General features: G+C 69.1%; 14 protein-coding genes. 5 read left to right on the forward strand and 9 right to left on the reverse strand.

All coding sequences use genetic code 11. From position 1 onward, the window contains the following. Positions 1-7 precede the first annotated feature (7 nt). Positions 8-427: a DUF1801 domain-containing protein gene (locus OXI49_10835; protein ID MDE2690998.1), complete on the forward strand. Its 420-nt coding sequence runs from the start codon at positions 8-10 to the stop codon at positions 425-427. A gap of 16 nt (positions 428-443) precedes the next feature. Here the strand turns inward: OXI49_10835 and OXI49_10840 are convergent, their stop codons facing one another. From OXI49_10840 to OXI49_10855, 4 genes are read right to left on the reverse strand one after another with little or no spacing between them, the layout of a single operon-like run. Next, positions 444-4,025: a UvrD-helicase domain-containing protein gene (locus OXI49_10840; GenBank protein MDE2690999.1), complete on the reverse strand. Its 3,582-nt coding sequence runs from the start codon at positions 4,023-4,025 to the stop codon at positions 444-446. Continuing rightward, entirely contained in the window at positions 4,022-7,360 is a 3,339-nt protein-coding gene (locus tag OXI49_10845; protein ID MDE2691000.1) for a PD-(D/E)XK nuclease family protein, read from the reverse strand. Before OXI49_10845 ends, OXI49_10840 begins: the two co-directional genes overlap by 4 nt. Continuing rightward, positions 7,357-8,781, reverse strand: a complete 1,425-nt coding sequence (locus OXI49_10850) for a PQQ-binding-like beta-propeller repeat protein (GenBank protein ID MDE2691001.1) — start codon at positions 8,779-8,781, stop codon at positions 7,357-7,359. The genes OXI49_10845 and OXI49_10850 overlap by 4 nt, the downstream gene beginning before the upstream one ends. 2 nt (positions 8,782-8,783) lie before the next feature. Then, entirely contained in the window at positions 8,784-9,167 is a 384-nt protein-coding gene (locus OXI49_10855) for a cupin domain-containing protein (protein MDE2691002.1), read from the reverse strand. Positions 9,168-9,297: 130 nt separating this feature from the next. On the opposite strand from OXI49_10855, the gene OXI49_10860 reads away from it, so the two are divergent. Together OXI49_10860 and OXI49_10865 are read left to right on the forward strand one after the other, a co-directional pair. Continuing rightward, positions 9,298-9,573 carry an AbrB/MazE/SpoVT family DNA-binding domain-containing protein gene (locus OXI49_10860; GenBank protein ID MDE2691003.1) on the forward strand — a complete coding sequence of 92 codons (276 nt, stop codon included), beginning with the start codon at positions 9,298-9,300 and terminating at the stop codon, positions 9,571-9,573. Further along, complete coding sequence (locus OXI49_10865) at positions 9,560-9,946, forward strand: type II toxin-antitoxin system VapC family toxin (protein MDE2691004.1); 387 nt, start codon at positions 9,560-9,562, stop codon at positions 9,944-9,946. The genes OXI49_10860 and OXI49_10865 overlap by 14 nt, the downstream gene beginning before the upstream one ends. 3 nt (positions 9,947-9,949) lie before the next feature. Here OXI49_10865 and OXI49_10870 read toward each other — a convergent pair whose 3' ends face one another. The 4 genes from OXI49_10870 to OXI49_10885 all read right to left on the reverse strand — a co-directional run bounded on the left by OXI49_10870 (position 9,950) and on the right by OXI49_10885 (position 13,051). Beyond that, on the reverse strand, positions 9,950-10,087 hold the full coding sequence (locus OXI49_10870; protein ID MDE2691005.1) for a hypothetical protein: 138 nt from the start codon (positions 10,085-10,087) through the stop codon (positions 9,950-9,952). A 12-nt stretch (positions 10,088-10,099) separates the two neighbouring features. Further along, positions 10,100-10,957: a hypothetical protein gene (locus tag OXI49_10875; GenBank protein ID MDE2691006.1), complete on the reverse strand. Its 858-nt coding sequence runs from the start codon at positions 10,955-10,957 to the stop codon at positions 10,100-10,102. 91 nt (positions 10,958-11,048) lie between these two features. Next, a complete protein-coding gene (locus OXI49_10880) occupies positions 11,049-11,594 on the reverse strand; it encodes a hypothetical protein (GenBank protein ID MDE2691007.1) in 546 nt (181 codons plus the stop codon). A 347-nt stretch (positions 11,595-11,941) separates the two neighbouring features. Then, positions 11,942-13,051: a helix-turn-helix domain-containing protein gene (locus tag OXI49_10885; GenBank protein MDE2691008.1), complete on the reverse strand. Its 1,110-nt coding sequence runs from the start codon at positions 13,049-13,051 to the stop codon at positions 11,942-11,944. A gap of 124 nt (positions 13,052-13,175) precedes the next feature. Between OXI49_10885 and OXI49_10890 the strand changes: the two genes are divergently transcribed. Both OXI49_10890 and OXI49_10895 read left to right on the forward strand, forming a co-directional pair. Continuing rightward, positions 13,176-14,687 carry a sulfatase gene (locus tag OXI49_10890; protein MDE2691009.1) on the forward strand — a complete coding sequence of 504 codons (1,512 nt, stop codon included), beginning with the start codon at positions 13,176-13,178 and terminating at the stop codon, positions 14,685-14,687. 29 nt (positions 14,688-14,716) lie between these two features. Next, positions 14,717-15,484, forward strand: coding sequence for an amino acid racemase (locus tag OXI49_10895; GenBank protein MDE2691010.1), 768 nt, complete (start codon positions 14,717-14,719; stop codon positions 15,482-15,484). A 71-nt stretch (positions 15,485-15,555) separates the two neighbouring features. Here OXI49_10895 and OXI49_10900 read toward each other — a convergent pair whose 3' ends face one another. Further along, positions 15,556-17,037, reverse strand: a complete 1,482-nt coding sequence (locus OXI49_10900) for an alkyl hydroperoxide reductase (protein ID MDE2691011.1) — start codon at positions 17,035-17,037, stop codon at positions 15,556-15,558. Between the last annotated feature and the right edge of the window lie 206 nt (positions 17,038-17,243).

A 17,243-nucleotide genomic window follows, 5' to 3' on the forward strand; every position in this document is an offset into this window, starting at 1 on the left:
CAAGCGCATGAAGCCGTTTGAAGACGAGGACGTCGCCGAGAAGTTCGAGGCGTACCCGCCCGCCATCCGCGGCAGGCTCCTGGTTCTGCGCTCTCTCATCCTCGAGACGGCCAAGAACACGGACGGCGTAGGGCCGATCGAAGAAACCCTCAAGTGGGGCGAGCCGGCCTACGTCACTTCGCAGAGCAAGAGCGGAACCACCGTGCGGGTCGGTTGGAAGAAAGCGCAACCGTCCCGGTACGCGATGTACTTCCACTGCCGGACCAGCCTGATCGAGACCTTCCGCGGTCTCTTTCCGGACGATCTGCGATTCGAGGGCAATCGGGCCATCGTGTTCGACGAGAAGGACGACCTGCCGGAAGACCCTCTTCGATTCTGCATCGCTGCGGCACTCACGTACCACCGGGACAAGCGAGCCAATCGCTAGCGAGCTATCGCTGGACCTAGAGCAACACCAGACGGCCCGAAGCCGGGCTGCCGGTCAACTGCTCCAGCGCAAAGCAGTACCAGCGGACCTGCCGGCGGTAGCGCTCACCGCGGGAGACGCCGTTGCCGCCGGTAGCCCCGGCGGGGGCGTCGAGATCGCCGAGATCGGTCTTCCAGTCAACGACGATCCAACCGCCCTCATCGTCGACGTGGGCGAGGTCGATCGCGCCCTCGACGATCCGGTGCTCCGCCTCGCCGTCCAGGGGCAGGAGAAAAGGTGTCTCGCGCAGCACTCGTTGCGACGTCCGGGCGGCTTCAGCGGCCGGGCTGGCAAGCGCCGCCGTCACCACAGCCTCCGCCGCCGTCACCTCGGCGGCCGTCGAGCCGAGCAGAGCGCCGTGAAGCCGTGCCAGATCCCCGATCCGCTCCGCTTTGCCTGACAGCGGGACGTCGCGCAGCACGGTGTGAACGAGACTGCCGAAGCGCTTCCCGCCGGGCCGGTCGCCTGACCGCGGCAGTTCCTCGATCACGATGTCGACAGGGTCACCCGGCGGTTCGAAGTCGAGCTCGGTGACCGCTACGGGCGACACGCTCGGCTCCGAGCCACGGGCAACCAGCTCCTCACCCCGGCGCTGCCAGCCTTCGAACCGTTCGCGGTTCGCGTCGTCGCCGCCTTCGACCAGCAGATCCTCGCCCAGCAGACCGTAGCTCGCCGGCGGTTTCCCGTCGAGCAACTCGGCGTCCCACCAGACGACGTCGTAGCCCGTGTCACCGGCCTCGCCCGCGACGCCCGGGAAACTGTGGCGGCCCGGCCGGACCGACGTCTCGGGCTGATTCTCGTAGTCGTGTGGACGCCTGGCGACAGTGCGCTCGCCGAACGCCGGACAGCCCTCCGCCGGCTCGGACTGCCGCCACTGCTCCGCCGGCGGGTAGACCGCATCGTTCAGACACTGGACCCAGCCCTTCCGTTGCGCGTCGCCGACCGCCGGCACGACGAGCAGGTCGCGGGCGCGAGTCGCCGCCACGTAGGCGACCCGCACGCCCTCCGCCTCCTCTCGCCGGTCCTCGATCTCCTTCGCGTCCAGCAGCTCCTGAGGCGAAAGGCCGAGAAGCCTCATCGCGCACAGGCCGTCCTCCGGCCGCACGGTCCGTTCAGCGCCGCGAGACAGGCCGGCCGTCATATCGGCGAGGATGACGACCGGGAACTCCAGCCCCTTCGCCGTGTGGACCGTCATGATCCGCACTCCCTCCGCGTCTTCCTCGACCACCGGCGCCTGCGTGCTGGCCGGCCGCTCGGCCTCCTCGTCCAGTTGCTCGACGAAGCCGCGGAAGGAGCGGCCGCCCGCGAGCTCGTAGCGGCGGGCGAGATCGCACACCCGCTGCGCGTTGCCCAGCACCTGGTTGCCTGCGGGCCGGAGCGCCATCGACGCCTGGGCACGGGGCCTGGCCAGTACTTCCTGCACGGTGCGCACGATCGGCCGATAGTTCCGCCGGCGGTGGAGCTCGGCGAGGAAGTCCAGCACCTCGACCAGGGAGCGGAACTCTTCGGGCGGCTCGCCGTTCTCCCGCGCCCGCCGCGGCGCACGGAACGGATGCCAGCCGCCATAGCGGGCCTTGAAGCGAAGCAGGAGCTCGTCGTCGAACGCGAACAGGCCGCCACGCAGCGTCGCGTAGACCGAGAGATCGTCGTCCGGCCACTCCACCGCCTTGAGCGCCGACCGCAGCGCCTCCACCTCTTCCCGCTCGTGGAAGGAGCGGGCGCCGAGCAGGAGATGGGGAATGCCCACGGCCTCCAGTCCCCGCACATACTCGCGGGAGGTGTCCCTGTTCCAGCTCAGGAACCGGCGGAAGAGGAGGCAGACGTCCCGGGGCCGGATCCGCGACCGCATGCGCTGTCCGGGCCGGTCCGGGTCCGGAACCTCGACCTCGAACCCGCTGTCTTCGATCAGCCAGCGCACGAACTCGACCGTGGCATACGGCTGGCACGCCTCGATCTCCCGATTGCTCAGGTTGCGGGAGCCGTACGGTCTGGGTGCCGGCAAGGCGATCACGGCGGGCTGGCCGGCGATCGATTCGCGGTGCTCGCCGAGGGCGATGTAGTCCGCGCTGCCGGCTTGATGGTCGCCGGTCATCAGCGGCGCGAAAGCGGCGTTCACGGCTCGCTGGATCGGCCCGACCGACCGGAAGCTGGTCGTCAGGTGGAGGACCTCGACGCCGCGGCCGGCGAGCATCTCCTTGACGTCGTGGTAAAGCACCACGTCGGCGCGGCGGAAGCGATAGATCGACTGCTTCGGATCGCCGACGACGAAGAGCTTGCCTGCTGCCGGCCGCACCTCCCTCCAGTCGCACGGTTCGGGACTGTCGGCGGCCAGCAGAAGCAGGATCTCCGCCTGAAGCGGATCCGTGTCCTGGAACTCGTCGATGAACAGATGGCTGTAGCGCCGCTGAAGGTGGGCTCGGACCGTGCCGTCAGAACGCAGCAGGTCCCGAGCCTTGATCAGGAGGTCATGGAAGTCCAGCTTGCCGAGAGAGTTCTTTGCCTCTTCGTAACGCTCGACCGCACCGGCCAGCTCGTCGCGGAGCAACGCCGCGAGATCCGCGTCGGCCGCCTCCACGAACTGCTCCAGCCGCTCCGCCAGCCGCCGCCAGAGCTCCCACACCTGGTCCCGCGCGACACCCTCCGCGAAGCCGCCGCGACCCTTGCGGGGAGCGCCATAGCCGCTCAGACGACGCCGCAGCTCGACGAGCCGTGCCTCCAGCTGATCCTGAACCGCCTCGCCGCCGTCCGCTTCCACGCCACCGCCGTCCGGCTTCGAGGCGCCCAGCTCCCGCGCCCGGGCGATCCAGGCCGCCAGCTCGACGACCCGGTCGAGGCCGCGCCGCAGGATGTCGCCGCGCCGCCCGTGCCGCACGAGGTCGGCGAGACGCTCCACGCGCGTCGCAAGATCCCCGAGTTGCGCTTCGCGGTCGAAGTCCGGCCGCCGCCAACTCGACGGGAAATCGCGCCATTCGACCAGGCGAAGAGCAGTGTCGCGCAACCGGTCCAGCGGCGGCTGCCGCGGTGACCACGGCCCGGCCGTGAGCCGCGCCAGTTCCCGGCGCAGACCGGGCGGCATCGATTCGAGTTGCTCCTCGATCCAGCTCCGGAAGGCGCGGTTGAAGAGACGCGGCGCCTCGTCCTCGGCCAGTTCGCCGAAGCCCGGATCGACGCCGGCTTCGACCGGCCGTTCCCGGAGGATCTCGGCGCAAAGCGAGTGGATCGTACCGATCGACGCCTCCTCCAGGCGCGAGATCGCCGCCTCCAGGTTCTGGGTGCGCCCGTCGGCAACGCCGGCGGCGCGCAGCTCGACCAGCCTCCTGTCCAGTTCCTCGCGCAGGCGTAGCTTCAGTTCGCCAGCGGCCTTGCGCGTGAAGGTGACGGCCGCCAGCCCGTCGACGGTGCCCAGGCCCTGCTCCAGAAGGGCCACCAGCCGCTCGACGAGCACGGTCGTCTTGCCGGTGCCGGCGGCCGCCTCGACGAGTTGGCTCTCACCCAGCGCCTCCCGGATCCGCCGGCGGGCGGTTTCGTCCGCGAGTGGCCGCGCCGCCTGGCCGGTCATGGTTCGAGCCTCAAGTCGTTGAGCGCTCCGAGCCGACTCTTCTGCTTGCGGGCGACGCGCAGGTCCTCGTACGGGCCGCACACCGGGCGGTAGTCGCAGTACCGGCACTCGTCCTTGCCGGGCGCCGCGGGCAGAAAGCCCTCCTCGAGCGCGCCGTCGACGGTGGCCAGCATCCTGCGGACCGCGCCGCGGCTTCGCTCGTCGAGCGGGACGGAGACAAGGCTGTAACCGCCGCGCTGCGTGCAGTAGAAGAGCCGGCCCGAGACGACGTCCCGGCCGAGCACGGCCTCGGCCGCCAGGCTGTAGAGGACCGGCTGCAGCACTTTGCCGCCGCCGATCACGAGAGACGTGCCCGCGTGGCGCGCGCCGCCGGTCTTGTGGTCCGTCACCCGCAGGCGACCGGCGCTGTCCGCTTCGACCAGGTCGATCGACCCTCGGAGCCGCGCAACCTCCAGGACCGGGGCGGCTTCCCGAACGCTCCGCGGGTCCCGATCGCGCGACCGCGCCAGGCCGAACCCGAGTTCGGCGTGGACCGGCGTCCACAGGCCGCCCTCGTCCGCCACCTGGCGCAGCCAACCGCGAAGGTCCCCGCGAAGGCCTTCGAACTCGGCCTGCCATACGCGCTCGATCGGCGGCGCCAGCTGGTCCCGGAAGTCGCGTTCGGCTTCCTCCAGCACAGCGTCCAGCACGCTGAACGCTTCCTCGAGCCTTGCGGATGTCACCGGCAAGAACTCCGCCTCGCGGAGGGCGCCGAACAGCCGGAACTGGATCTCGTGAAAGATGCTGCCGCGGGTCAGGGGATCCAACTGCTCCAGTTGCACGAGTTCGTCGCGCGGGTACAGGCGTAGCACCGCTCCAAGGAAGAACCGGTAGGGACAGGCGGCGAAGTTCTGCAGCGCCGTCGGCGAGTAGGAGCGGGCCCCGACGCGATGGCGGGACAGGACCTCCCGGGCCTCGTCACCCACGTCCACCAGGCCGTCGACCGGAAACCAGCCCTTGCGCCAGCGTCTGGCCCGGGCCCGTAGCGCCCGCGCAAGGTGCTCGTTCGAGGACAGCAGGAACCGCGCCCTGCCCCGGCGTTCAGCGTCCGACAGTCCACCGCCGAGCAGCGGCTGGAGCATGGCGAGGTCGAACTCCGCTTCGTCGATCGCCTCGTCCGGGTTGGCGGGCGCCGGCCAGCCGACGATCGCGGCGCCGGCGGCCGCGGCCCGCCGGCCGAGGGTGTCGAGGTCGGGCAACCGACCCTCGGCCGCCCGCAGCAGGTCGAGGGCGTACAGCGACGGCACTCGGGCCCGGCCCTGCACGAGATCGACTCGTGGGTACGAGGCAACCAGCGTATGAGCCGCCGCGCCGGCGGCCAGGCGGAGCAGGAGTTGTTCCCGGCGGGTGCGGTCGACGTCGACCGCCAGGCGGTAGCCCGCTCCGCTCAGGGCTCGCCGCCGATCATCGAGCAGCAGGGCGTCCTCGCCGGACCGCCGCGGGAAGACTCCCTCGGCCAGGCCCGGCACGAACACAAGATCGAAGGAACGTCCGGCCGCCTCCTCCGCCACGCCCACGAAGACGCGCCCATAGCGACGCTTCGGCGGTTCGCGCCACCTGAACCTGAGGCGCTCGGCGAGTACGCGCTCGACCTCGGGGAGGCCGACTTCGTCGACCTCCGAGAGCGGCCGCAGTTCCGCCAGGACTTCAAGCACGGACTGCGGGCGCCGCAGCGCCATCGTCGCCAGCTCGCCGAGGCGGTCGAGCCACACACCCCAATCGGCACTCTCCGGCAGACCGTCCAGAAACCCCACCAGGGGCAGTGCGAAGCTCTGGAGCGTGCCGAGACGCGCGATCTGACGCTCGAGGTAGCCCCTGTGGCCCTCGTTCTCCTCCTCGACTTCGCGCAGCCGCAGCCGGAACTCGGCGTCGAGTCCCTCCAGTCGCTTCCGCCAGCGCCCGGCGCCACCCACCACGGCGGCGTCCACCAGAAGCCGTTCCCACCGCGCAGGGGCCCGGAGAGCGCCGGCGGGCGCCGCGTCTTCGTCGGATTCGCCGGCATCGTCCGCGTCGACAACCGTGAACTCCGGATTCGTCGCCTCCGGTGACTTCAGCACGAGCTGCTCACCGGCTGGTTCCACCCAGGGCACCTCGTCGACCTTCGGCGGCGCACCGTCCGCCGCCGGCTTCGGCGTCTGGCCGAGCGACAGATACTCCGCGAACCGGCTCGCCGAGAGCCGTTCACCGGCGCAGGCGAGCAGGGCCAGGAAAGCGCGGCCGGCCGGGTTGGGGCGAAGCGAGCCTCGCGTGACGTAGGCCGGAACGCTGGCCCGGCCAAGTGCATCTTCGATGAGGGGCAGGTAGGCCGTGGGCTGCCGCACGAGGATCGCGATGCGGTCGAAGGCGAGCCCGTCGGCCGCGGCACGACGGATGCGGCGCGCGATCTCCACGCACTCCTGGCCCTCTCCGGCGGCCGAGAACAGGTCGACGGACGGCGGCCCTCCACCTGGCGGTGGCGGCTCCGCCGGAGGCGTCCCCTCCACGTCCACGCCCGTCTCGAACACGAAACATTGTACGCGGCCAAGCACTGTCCCCGCCTCGCCGTCCGTATCCTGGTCGACCTTCGCTACGGCCTCGGCGCCCAGCGCCGAGGTCAGCCACTCAAGCGACTCGCCGTCACCCGCGGCGACGGTCGCCACGACCTCCCGGCTACGCCCGGCAAGTGCCCTCAACAGGTCGGCCTGGGCGCGGCTGCGCACCGAGAGGTCCAGCCAGATCGAGCGCGGCGGCACGATCGCCCGCCCCTCCCCGAGCGCCGCCGCGGCCAGCTTGAGGACGGCGGACCGGTCGGCAAGCCCGAATCGCTTCATCTCGTCGGCAAAGCGCTCGAGCAGGCGGCCCAGGTCCCGCGTGCCGTCATCCCCGGCCAGGGTCGACGGCGAAACGCCGGCCGACCGCAGTTCGTCGAGCGTCGCCGCCAGCGAACGGGCGAAGCCCGGCATGCCGGCGACCGGCGACAGGCGCTCCAGTTTCCCCTCGGCGGCAGCCAACCGCGCCGCGCGGGCCGCTATGGCCTCGGTTCCGAGCGGTGTGATGGGGCGAAGATCGCGGGCGGCCAGGTCGAGCGCGGCGGCCTGGAGCGCCCACTGGTGGAACGACATCGCGTGAACGCCCAGGAGACCGTCGCCGGTGCCTGTCAAGCCTCGCAACAGGTCGTCCGCGGCGCCGCGGGACGGTGCCAGGAGCAGAACCTCGTCGCCGGTTTCCAGACACTCGCGGAGTCTCTTTCCCGCCTCCGCCAAGCGAGCCCGGGCGGAGCTCGAAGCCAGGATCGACGCCGGTGGCAGATCCGTCACGGGGCTGGCGGCGGGATGAGTTCCAGCGCGGCCAGCCGGCTTCGGCCACGCACGTAGAGCACGCCGTGGGACAGCACCGGCGCCGCCCAGGCCGGGTAGCGCAGCAGATCGACGGTGCGGCCGTCCACGTCGGCACGCAGGCGAATGTGCGCGACCTGCTGGTAAATGTCCGGTGTCGCGCGGACGAGCAGCAGGTCGCCGACCTCGCTGTGGACGACGAAGTGGCCATCGACGTAGAGCAACTGGGTGCGGGCCAGGCGCGGCTGGCTCCAGTGGACCTCGCCGGTCGCCCAGTCGACGGCCCGCAGCTCCGCGTTCGGCGACTTCTCACCGCTCGAGACGTAGACGACCCCCTCGTGGTGAACGGGCGTGTTCCAGTGGGCGGCGATCGCCTGGTTGCGCGGGCCGTCCTGCCAGATCGACCGGAAGGCGTCCGAGTCGCCCTCGGAGGCGGTGTTGTACTCCAGCAGGACCGCGCCCTTCTCGTAGGACTCCGTGAGGAGCACCTGGTTGCCGACGACGACCGGGTTTGCCGCGTTCACGCTGGTCAAGCGGCGGGCCCGCCAGTCGAAGCGGTCCACCTCCCGGCCCGCCTTCGGATCGAAGACGATCAGACCGGAGCGCGCAAAGTGGAAACCGAGGCGCCTGCCGTCGAAGTCGATCACCACGGGGCTCGCGTAGCTGGCCAGGTCGTCGCCAACGCGGTAGCGCTCCTCGCCCGTTCGCTTGTCGAAGGCGACCAGGGCCGTGCCGTTCGGCTCGACCGCACCGCTGTGGATGTTCGGGGCGCCGGCCGGACTGCCGCCTACCGCCACGATCAGCAGATCGTCCTCGATCCAGGGCGAACTCGCGACGCCGAAGAAGTTCTGCTGCACGCCGTACTCCGCGTGCGTGTCGCGCTCCCACAGCACGGCCCCGTCGACGATCCGGTTGCAGCGCAGGAAGCCGTCAGCCCCCACCGAGTAGACCCGCGGTCCGTCGATGAGCGGCGCCGTGCGCGGCCCGCCGTCGTAACCGTAGTAGTCCTCGTAGTCCGTTGGGTACTCCGAGCGCCAGAGTTCCTCGCCGTTGTCCGCTCGAACGGCAACCAGACGCGCCCGGTCGCCGAAACGGGTGAAGTAGAAGAGCCGGCCGCGGGCGACCGACGGCGCCGCGTAGCCCTCGCCCAACTCCAGGTGCCAAAGCAACGGCGGCGGCTCGCCAATCCAGTCCGTTCGGATGCCGATCTCGAGCGACTTCGAATCGCGGTTCGGACCGAGGAAGCCAGGCCAGTCGATGCCGTCCGTGCGCGTGCGGAGGTCCGGCGGCAGCGTCTCGCCTTCGGCCGCCACCGCCAGATCGACAGGCTCGGTCGCCAGGGACGCCGCCAGCAAGAGTCCCGCCGCGCGGAGCACGGCCGGGGGACGGCGGCGCGGCTTCACTCTCAGCCGACCAGGTCGATCCGGTCCGGCCGGTTCGGCACCAGGCAGAGGAACTCGAACGGCGCCTCGATCACTTCGTAGGAATGCGGCAGGCCCGCGGGAATGAGCAGCACGTCGTCGGCGCCGACCTCGACCGTCTCGTCGCCCAGCACGAGCCGGGCGCGGCCCCGAAGCACGTACTGCTCGTGCTCCACCTGGTTCGTGTGCAGCGGCATCCCGCCGCCGTCCTCCATGCGGAACCGCCGCATCGCGAAGTGCGGCGTGTCGTCGGCGGCACCCAGCAGGACCTGCGTGGTCGTTGCCGTACCCAGCTCGACCTGGTTCGCCGGCGCGTCGTCGGCGCGCCGGACGACGGCGGGACGTCGGTACGAAGGCGTCTGGCTCATGGACCTGACTCTACCGCCGCCGCCCGCTCGTCCGCGGGCGCCGCGGCGCCCGCGGACATCCGAACTTGGCTGCACGCACGGAACGGTGTATCTTACTTTCGCCTTACCCGCATGGAGGAGGAATCCACCGATGCTCACGCCCGAACCACTGACCACGAAACTGTCGACCAAGGGGCAGGTGATCCTGCCCAAGGCGATTCGCCGGGAGCTGCGCTGGGCAGCCGGAACGCGCCTCGTCGTGGAGAACACGCCCGACGGTGTCCTGCTCAAGCCCGAGCCCGTGCTTCCCGAGACCCGGCCCGAGGACGTGTTCGGCAGCGTGGCCTACGACGGCCCACCGAAGTCCCCCCAGGAGATGCGGGAAGGCGTCCTGGCCGAGGCCAGGCGACGGCATGCGGGCGATTGACACCAACGTCGTCGTTCGCTACCTGACCGGCGACGATCCGGAACAAGCCGACAGGGCGAGAAACGTAGTCGAGACGGGGAACGTCTTCGTGAGCACGACCGTCCTCCTTGAGTGCGAGTGGGTCCTGCGCAGCGTTTACGGCCTTGCCGCCGAGGATGCCGCCTCGGCCTTGCGGGCCTTCTCGGGACTGCCGGGTGTCACGGTGGAGAGCCCGAACCTGCTAGTCGAGGCGCTCGACCGGGCGGCGAAGGGCATGGACTTCGCGGATGCCCTGCATCTTGGCGTCGCCGCTCACTGCGAGACGATGCTCACATTCGATCGCGACTTCATTCGCACGGCACGGGACGAGTCACCAGAGGTCGCAGAGCCCTGATCCTCACCGTCCGCGGTAACGGCGACGCTCGGGTCCGTCCGGCGTCTTCGAGAACATCTTGAGCAGCAGGCCGGCCCCCAGGGCGATGTCGTAGATCACACCGAGGACCAGGACGGCAACGAGGAAGGCGACCAGCAGCACGGCGAAGTGGCGTCAAGGTGAAGGAGCGATACTCGAGCCCGCCCTGATGCCCCAGTGGCCGTCCTTCTCGGTCACCAGATAGATCGTGTCGAAGCTATGGATGAGGGTGCCGCCGGCACCGTAGCGGGTGATCCTGACCGCAACGTTGACGCCCCTGGCGCCCACCTGGATCGCCTCCATGGAGTCGGCCTCGGAGTGCTCCCAACCGAGACGTTCGGCGAACCCGTCGAAGTCGAACCCGTCCCTGTACTCCGCGGCGGATCTCCAGGTCCTCACTCCTCCTCTTCCCACCCGAACGTGGGGGAACCGCATGGTGTCCGTCATCGCCTCCTCGTCACGGGCGTTGAAGGCTGCGAGGTAGCTCTCGACCGCGGCAACGGCGGCTGCCGCATTCGCTCGGCGATCCGACTCGGACAGGTCGTCCAGGCCCGCCGCGAGCCTCGCCTGGATTCCGGTCGAGCCGTCCATCTCCGTCACGACGTAGGTGATCTGGTTGCTCCAGATAGCCGAGCCGTCGGCGCGCAGCCGCGTGTATCGCCCGGCGACATGGGCCTGCCCTTCTCCGGCCTGGACGACGGTTGCGGAATCGAGCCGGGTTCGATCCCAGCCCGTCGCCAGCACCTGGTCGAAGTCGATGGCCGCAGCGTACGTCGCGGCGTCGGCAAAGACGCGGCCCTCGAAGTCCGCGGTCGGCCGCACGTGCGGATACTGGAGAGTCGCTGCGAAAGCGGCCGGCTCGCGCGTGTTCCAGGCTTCGATGAAGCGGCGGACGGCTTGGGTGGCCTGCTCCCCGGCCAACGCTGCCACGGGGCCGGTGGAGACAAGGGTGAGAACCAGCAGTCCGAACAGGTAGTGACCGACCGCACGCACAATAAGGCCAATCTATACCGCCAGACCGAACCGATTCGCCGGTTGCCCTTCGGCAGCCTGGCCCACGACGGCTGCCTGTTCCCGCTCCTGGCTAGCAGACCTTGACGTAGTAGTGGAGCTGACGGCCACGGAGATTCATTCCCCGCAGGTCGGGCAGGCGAACGTCATTCTGACCGCGGGCAACGAGTTGCGCATAGTCGGTCCGGCGCGGCGCAAAGTCGCCGTTGGCGAGACGCCAGATCTTGTCTCGGCCGCCGCTCAGGAAGACATCCGGTGGCATTTCCGAAGGGAGAATCGTCCCGGCAGGCAGCAGGTGAACAGAGTTCCGCTGGTCCCGTCCGCACAGTGCCTCCGGCCGGCTCTGCACCGCATCGATCGAGGCACTCCCGTTGCTAGCCCGAATCTGCCGCTGGGCTTGCTGGAGCGCCTCGACGTCAGCCCGCACCCCCTTCAATGCCGCCTCGATCTCCTCTTCGATTCGGCCCTCGAGCTCGCGTTGGACCGAAGCAGTCACCTCAGCCTTCATGTCCTTGAGGGACTCCGGACTGAGGAGCCTCTTCAGGACCCCGACCTCACCCCTGAGAACACTGACCTCGCTGGCCACGTGCCAAACTGCAGCCACAATCCCGATTGCCACCGGTGCGAGGCCTATCAGATTCCGTAGCTTTCGTCGGCCTCTCTCACGTTTCTTGCGGATCCCCACGACACCTCCATTTCGAACGAGGCTTTCAACTGGATTCTCGGATCTGCCCGCATGGCTCTCCTCCTCGTTCGGCCACGGCCGATGTTGTGGATTGGTCTTCTTCGCAAGACAAACGCTAGCAGCCGGAGCTCGTGACGTGAAGGACCGTACTTGCCCTGTTCCGGACAAATCCTGCCCCGTACCGGCCACTTGGTTTCCTTCGCTTCCGCCTCAGGGAACCCCGCTCCCCGGGAACACAGGCTCAATCGCAGCGGCAGCGGAAGTCGAGGCAACCGCGGCCGTTAGTCCGCAGGCGGCTCGCTTGGAAGGTGCCTTCTCCTGAACTCGGAAGGACTGCAGCCCGTGTGACGCCTGAAAGCGCGTCGAAACGTCCTCGCGACGGGGAAGCCCACGTCCCTACCCACCTCTTCAATCGTCTCATTGCTCGCGAGCAGGAACGTCTGCGCGCGCTCGATTCGGCGGCGGCCCAGCCATGTGCTGAAGTTGGTCCCGACATGCTTCCTGAAGTAACGACTGAAGCTTGTCTCCTCCATGGCGGCGATCTCGGCCAACGCGCCGAGCGTCAATCTCTTGTCCATGTGCTCGTCAACGTGCTCCCAGACACGCCTCAGTTGCCGTTCATAAGCGAAAGGATCGAAGGCCTTTTGAACGCGATCGTGCGATGCCGATGGCGCGAGGCGCCGCTCTCGTCCAGTAGGGTCGACTATTCCGGAAGGCGTTGGCCGACGGGGCCTGTAAGCTAAGCCGTAGTCTCTGATCAGTGCCTCCCGGCTCCCCCCAACTAGGTACCTCCAGCCTGGCGCCGAATCAACGAAGGTGCGGAACTCTCCGTTGCATCCGGCGGGGCATACACGCGGTGGCAGGCCGGCCACGAAGCCCGCGTCGAAACGCTGACCCGCTTGACCGGCACCGAGGATGCCCGTATCGACCGCGTAGACCCACGCCGTCACGCCCGCTCTCAATACCACCTCTACATGCTCTCCCGGATCCCGTCCGCGAAGGGGAAACTCCGGCACCAGCCCCGCCCTGGCAATGTGCGCTAGCGGTTGAACGTGGTCGGCACTGGGCGCGAACTCTCCGAAGGCAACGGACTCGGCGCCCATCGAGAGAAGGTCGTCCATCGCCTCTTCGTACCTTCTTGAGGGGTCCGTCGAGTCAACGCCGATCGAAAGAGCGGTCAGGCCCACGGCGCCTACCTGCGCCGTCAGCCAGTGCAACGGCAGGCCGTGGGGAACCTGCCGCCCGTTCTGCAGGTCAAACGCCACGACCAAGCCCAACACTTCCCAGTTAGGATCCTCCCGGAGCATGTGAAGCGACCAGGCTGAGTTCGTGTCACCCGTCCACCACTGCCAGACGCGTCGCGCACGCGATGAGGCTTGTCGCGAGATCATCCTTGGCGATGCTACACGGCTACCCTTGGGCTCTGAGTCGATCGACGATGACGATAGTCGGGCCGCTAGGATGACTCCTGACATCTTGACCTATCGACTCACCGGCCCGTTGTCAGCTCACGCGTTGTCCCGTGCTCTCGTCGCAGCCCTGGTTTTCGTCACGGTAACCTGGTCTCCCGCCACGGCTCAGCACGACGCTCCGAACGTCCTGTTCGCGATCGCCGACGACTGGGGCTGGCCGCACACTTCCGCCTACGGCGACCCGGTCGTCAAGACGCCGTCATTCGATCGCATCGCGAGCGAGGGCGCCCTGGCACACCACGCCTACGTCTCCTCGCCCTCCTGCACGCCGTCGCGCGGGGCGATCCTCACCGGGCAGTGGCACTGGCGGCTCGAAGGCGCCGCGAACCTCTGGAGCGTCTTCCCCGATCGATTCGAGACATACCAGGAGTTGCTCAGGGCGGCCGGCTACCGGACGGGCATGACGGGGAAGGGTTGGGGGCCCGGGCGGACCGAAACGGAGGACCGGGAACTCGTCGGACGGCGCTTCGAGAGCCTCGAGCAGTTTCTGGCCGGGCTGGGAGAGGCGCAACCGTTCGCCTTCTGGCTGGGCACGTCCGATCCGCACCGTCCTTTCCGGCCCGGGTCGGGTGAAGAGAGCGGCATGGACCTCGACGCGATCCAGCTTCCCGCCGCCTTTCCCGATCACCGGGACACCCGCGGCGACGTGGCCGATTACCACTGGGAAGTGCAGCGCTTCGACGCTCTGGTCGGCGACGCGCTGCGGCTGCTCGACGAACAGGGTCTCGCGGAGACGACGATCGTCGTCATGACCAGCGACCACGGCATGCCCTTCCCGCGCTGCAAGAGCAACCTCTACGACTGCGGGTCGCGGGTGCCGCTGGCGATCCGCTGGCCCGAACGGCTCGCGGACGGTGTCGAGATCGACGCCTTCGTCAGCCTGACCGACCTGGCGCCGACGTTCCTGGAAGCCGCGGGCCTTCCGCGCCCGGCGGCCATGACCGGACGCAGTCTGATGGCGCTGCTCGAAGCCGGCGACGACGAGGCCGCGGTCGAAGCGGTGGTCGCGGCCGACGGACGCGACTTCGCGCTGACCGGCAAGGAGCGGCACGTACCGGCGCAGGAGGCGCCCGACGTGGGCGGCTATCCCGGCCGGGCGATCCGCACGCACGACTTCCTCTACATCCGCAACTTCCGGCCCGATCGCTGGCCCAACGGCACGCCGAACCACGAGCGGGCCGCGTATCCGGGCGCCTGGTACGCCGACACGGACAACGGGCCGACCAAGACCTACATGATCGAGCAGCGGGAGCGGGACGCCGAGCATCGCCGGCTGTACGAACTCGCGTTCGGCAAGCGGCCGGCGGTCGAACTCTACGACCTGCGGACCGACCCGGATCAGCAGGTCAACGTCGCCGACGATCCGGACTACGAGGCGACTCGGGACGAGCTCGGCGAGCGGCTGATGGAGCGGCTGCGCGCGACCGGCGACCCACGGGCCACAGACGGCGGCGACATCTTCGACGAGTACCCGTACCTGGGCGGCGCGCCGCGCCACCCGAGCCTGCCGCGCCTGCGCCCGGGCGCCCTCCGCCCGCCGGCGGATCAGCCCTGAGCGAGCGGAGGCCCGGCCCGGCAACCCGCATGCGGCAGGAGCGGCTGATCGGGATCGTCGGCGGCCTGGGGCCGTTCGCCCACATCGACTTCGAGCGGAAGCTCCTGGACGCGGCGAGCCGGCTGGTCGGCGCCCGGCGCGACCAGGATTTCCCGCAGTGGGTGCTCTCGAGTATTCCGCAGACGCCGGACCGGACGGAGGCCTACTTCGGGGAGGCGGAGGATCCGACGCCGTCGCTGAGTCGGAGCCTGGAGAGGCTGCGAGGCGCCGGCGCCGAGTTCGCGGTCGTCGCCTGCAACACGGCGCACCTGTTCCTGGAGCGGCTGCGGGACGAGAGCCCCCTGCCGATCATCAGCCTGATCGAGACGACGGCGGACGAGGCGGCGCGCATCGCGCCGGGAGGCTCGGTTGGGCTGCTTGCCACGTCCGGGACGCTCCGCTCGCGGCTGTATCACGATCCACTGGAAGCTCGCGGACTGCGGGCGGTGAGCCCGCTTGACCTCGCCGACGGCGAGGCCTTACAGCTTCGTTGCGTCATGGAGCCGATCTACGGACCCTGGGTCGACGGCCGGCACCAGGGCGGCGGGATCAAGACGGATGGCGGGTCACCCCGGGCGCGGACGCTGTTGGAGGAAGCAGCGCGGCGGCTGGTCGCGGAGGGCGGCGCCGACGTTCTGGTGGCGGGGTGTACCGAGATTCCGCTGGCGCTCGAAGGCGAGGAGGTTGCGGGGCGGCCGTTGCTGGATCCGGCGGCGTTGCTGGCTGCAGCGGCGGTGCGCTACGCGTACGGGACCTAACCGCTCAACGCGGAACCGCCGGCGGCCTTGCGGCGCGCCGGCGGTTCGCCTGAGCGGACTGGCGGAGAGGCCTACTCGCCGCCGCCGGCTCCGACAGCGGGAGAGGCCTCGGCTTCACGCTGCTCTGCCATCTGCTTGAGGAAGGCGTTGGCGGCCTTCGCCTCCTCCATGTCGACGGCGCCGTCCTTGTTCTGGTCCATCATCTCGAAGTACTGCTTGACCCCGCCAGGAGCCTCTTCGAGCTGCATCTTGCCGTCGCGGCTGTCGTCGGAGAAGGCAACGACCGCGGTCAGGTCGAGGCCATCGCCACCCTGGAAGGCGCCCCGGCCCTTGTTCTCCTCGTTGATGTAGGACACGAAGCCGAAGCTCATCTCGTCCGTCGTCGGCTCGCCCCAGCGGACCGTCGCGGTCGGGTCCGGGTTGGCCGCGTTGTTCTCCGAGTTGTCGAAGACCGTGGTCAGAACCAGCTTGGTGCCGGCCGGCATCTTCTTGCGGTCCTTGTACTTGTACGTGGTCTGCCAGTTGAAGTCGTAGTTCGGCACGTCGAGCAGGACTTCGTGGCTGCCGTCCGGGTAGTAGGCCTCGTACTTGGCCGCCTTGCCGCGCAGATGCATGTGCGGCAGGTAACCGACGATCTCGGAGTCCGAAGGGAACGTCCACTCGGTCTGGATCGTGTAGTCCGAGGCGCCCGGCGGCACGGCGAAGTCGTACTTGCCCATGTCGGCGTTGAAGACCTCGTACTTCACGTCCTCGTCCTTGTCGTAGAACTTGAGCGCCACCGAGGACTGATCCCACACGCCGGTGCCCTCGCCGGGCTCCTTGTGGTAGTGCATCTGCCACTGCAGATCGCGGCCCGCCTTCAGCACGTCGGCCATGCCGTCCGTGTGGATCACCGGGTCGTTGCCCGGGGCGATGCCACCCAGGCCGGGGACGATGATGTGGTGAACCGCCGAACTGCCGGGCCGGAACTCGATCGCCTTGACGTAGCGGTCTTCCGGGATCATCTCGTCGGTCACCGTCGTCTTGAAGTAGATGTAGAGATCATCGACGTCGTCCTCGACGAAGTAGGGCTCGTCGAACTGGAGGACCAGGTCGGGCTCCCCAATCAGCCAGCCGTCGCTGCTCGGCCAATCGATCGGCGCCGGAGCGTCCGCGGGATCGCCAGCGGGAGCGCCGGATTCGGCCCAGCGGACGAGGAGATCGATCTGCTCCTGGGTCAGCGTGCGCTCGTTGGCGAAGACGCCGTTGTGCTGGGGCGCGGCATCCCACGGAGGCATCGCGCGCGCAGCGACCTGGCGGGCGATCGAGCGGGCCCAGGGCCGCGTCTCTTCGAAAGTGGTCAGCGCCATCGGCGCGACCATGCCGCCGAGGTTGGCGCCATTGGGCCGATGGCAGACCTGGCATTCCTGCTGCAGCACGGCCGCCACGTCGCCGTAGAAGGTGATCGGTTCGGGGTCGACCGCAGCCGCCGAGGCGGCGCCCGCAAGCGCCAGTGAGGCGATGGCGCCGAGGGCGATCAGTCGGGTCACGGACGAGGTCTGGGGACGGGTCATTTCGAGGTCTCCGTGAGATGGTGTCCAACAATGTTGACGGGCGCAGCGCTCCCGCTCTGCGCGACATACTATACGACTACTCAGTTTACGCGGGTGAGCGCGATCGGGTTTCGCCGAACCGGCAACCGATACCGTAGGCGTTGCGCGACAACCGGCTGGCACGAGTAAACCAAGCCTCGCCGACAACCGTATAGACACCCGAGGAG

It is taken from the genome of Acidobacteriota bacterium, assembly GCA_028875725.1.
Classification (GTDB): domain Bacteria; phylum Acidobacteriota; class Thermoanaerobaculia; order Multivoradales; family Multivoraceae; genus Multivorans.